Origin of the sequence: Gemmatimonas sp., assembly GCF_044345575.1 — a bacterium.
Taxonomy (GTDB): domain Bacteria; phylum Gemmatimonadota; class Gemmatimonadetes; order Gemmatimonadales; family Gemmatimonadaceae; genus Gemmatimonas.
Map to the genome: position 1 here is coordinate 1 of NZ_JBIJAW010000438.1, position 2,507 is coordinate 2,507.

Sequence of the window (2,507 nt, forward strand, 5' to 3'; positions counted from 1 at the left end):
CGCACGATCCAGTCACCGGGCTTCACGCTCACATTGCCGAACGTGCCGGCGGCAGTGGCGACATGCAGCTCGAGCCCCTGCTTGCGCAGTTCGTTCACCGCGTCGGCGGCGTCGGCCTTACGCTTCTGACCAGCGGGAATCACCCACGCGTACGGACCGGCACCGGTGGTGCCCTTCTCCATCGCGCGCTTGTTCTTGATCCAGTAGTTCTCGAGATAGTTCGCCTTGTTGTCGGCGAAGTGCTTGAGCGAGATGAGCACCGCGGACTGCTGGATGTTCGTATTGTTGCGCGGGCCCCATTTGATGTACGACAGCGGCGGATTGGGGCGGAACCACTCGCGGCTGGTGGTATTGGCCGGCGGACGCACTTCGTAGTTGTCCGGGCCGTAACTCTGCACCTCGTAGAAGCGGCCGATGGCGTTCTTCGTGTGCGCCGCGAAGAACATGTAATTGGGCGTCCAGCCATCGTAGAAGCCGTACGTCCACACGCCGGGCACGCCACGCTTGGTCATCTCGCGTACGTCTTCCTGCGCGAATGTCCACCACTCGGTCACCGTGATGGGGTCAACGGCGTCGTTGTACGGGCCGGTCCCGGTGCTGCTGTAGAGATACGTGACCGACTCGTGCAGGTCGTGCATCACCTGCGGCTTCCACGCGAGGTAGAAGTCGTTCACGTTTTTCGTGAGACTCAGGAACTGCCCCATACCGTCGCGGTTGTTGTCGTGCGCGACGTACTTGCCCCAGTACATGAGCGGCAAACGTGCGGCACCCGCGGGGAGCTTCTTGTTGTAGTAGTACGTATCCACGTGCTTTTCACGCCCGTCCACTTCGATGACCGGCGTGATGAAGGTGATGATGTTGTTGCGGATGGCCTGGATGTAGGGCGTTTCCTGCACGATGAGCCGATAGGCCAGCTCCTGCAGCATCTCGGGTCCGCCGGTCTCCGGCGAGTGAATGCCGCTGGTGAGCCAGTACATCGGCTTCGTGCCGGCGATCAACCGCTTCGCCTCGGCCTCGGTCGTCTTGCGCGGGTCGGTCAGCGCGGCGATGTCGGCCTTGTACCGGTCGAGATTGGCGATGGTCGCACTGTCGGCGATGGCGAGCACCACCATGTCGCGCCCTTCTTCCGTCTTGCCGATGCTCCAGTACTTCGCGCGCGGGCTGGCCTTGGCCAGTGCTTCGAAGTAGCGGTGAATGTCCTTGGCATACGTGAGCTCGCCCGGCGTGCCCACGATGCGCCCATGGAACTTGAGCGGCGTGGGTACGGTGGCTGACGCCGGCAGGTGGTCTACCAGTTCCGTGGTAATGCGCGGGTCCTGCAGGTATTCCTTGATCTTGGCCGTGTATTCCTGATCGATCTGCTGCTGCGCCTGGGCGGCGGCGGGCAGGGCGAGCAAGGCGAGCGCGAGGGCGGATTTACGCCATTGTTGCATGGGAGCTCCGGGAGATGTGATGGGGGCTGCACATGGTACGCGGGGGAGGGATGGGGTGCTGACGCCGCTCCCCGCACTATCGGCTCCGCGTGTACGACTGACGGCGATTCCCGTTCAGGGTCGAGCGTGGTGGGCTGAGGGTTGTGGGTGGGTACAGCACCCACTCACAACCCTCAACATCACGGCCCTCTACTCTCAACGGGTGAGCTTTCAGTTGCCCGCATGACCGGTGGTGCCTCTCCCCAGTTGCCCGCCACGCTCCCATGCGTTGATTCCCCCCATGCGCCTCTCCCACCTCGCTCTTCTCGCCGGCCTCTGCTCCGCGCCATGCATGACACACGCGCAGTCGGCCGTGCTGGCCGGGCGCGTGGTCGAGGATTCGACGTCCCGACCGGTTGCAGGCGCTCAGATCGTCATCGGCACGGTTACCAAGACGGCGATCAGCGACAGCAGCGGCGCGTTCATCCTCTCCGACGTTCCCGTTGGGCTCTACACGGTACTGGTCCGTGCCGTGGGTTTCACGCCTTTCGAGCAGCGGCTCGTCTTTCGGTCGGGCGAACGTATCGATCTGGATATCGTCATCAAGCGACCGGTGCCCGCACTCACGCGAGTGGACGTGATGGCCCGCGCGGTTCCCGCTTTCCTCAAGGCATTCGACGCCCGTCGCCAGCTCGGTCAAGGTCGTTTCCTCGACACCACCGACATCGCCCCATTTTCCGACAGCCAACTGCCGTCGCTCCTTTCCGCGAGGCTGTCGGGCGTCCGCCAGATCCGATACGGCGGCCGCACCGCTCTCGCGTCGGGGCGAGGCGTCTCGAGCTTGGAGAAGTCGCCGGCAGGCGATCTCATGGACCGTCAGCTTGGCGCCCCCAGATCGTGCTACGTACAGGTCATCATCGACGACATCGTCATGTATCAGGGGCAACCCGACGAGCCGCTGTTCAACGCCGACCAGGTGAATCTCCGGGCTGTCGCCGCTATCGAGTACTACACACCATCCAATCGCCCCAGTGAGTTCAAGCGTGCCGGTGGCGGCGCGTGCGGAACCCTCGTGCTCTGGACCCGACGGTAAGG

At 63.7% G+C, this 2,507-nt stretch carries 2 protein-coding genes; one reads left to right on the top strand and one right to left on the bottom strand.

What is annotated here, in order from left to right; genetic code table 11:
• Positions 1-1,433, bottom strand: a 1,433-nt coding sequence (locus tag ACIQ6O_RS16355) for a M14 family zinc carboxypeptidase (RefSeq protein WP_396208835.1), incomplete at its 3' end; no start/stop codon positions are given.
• Between the two features lie 352 nt (positions 1,434-1,785).
• Here ACIQ6O_RS16355 and ACIQ6O_RS16360 point away from each other — a divergent pair.
• On the top strand, positions 1,786-2,505 hold the full coding sequence (locus ACIQ6O_RS16360) for a carboxypeptidase-like regulatory domain-containing protein (protein WP_396208836.1): 720 nt from the start codon (positions 1,786-1,788) through the stop codon (positions 2,503-2,505).
• Positions 2,506-2,507 lie beyond the last annotated feature (2 nt).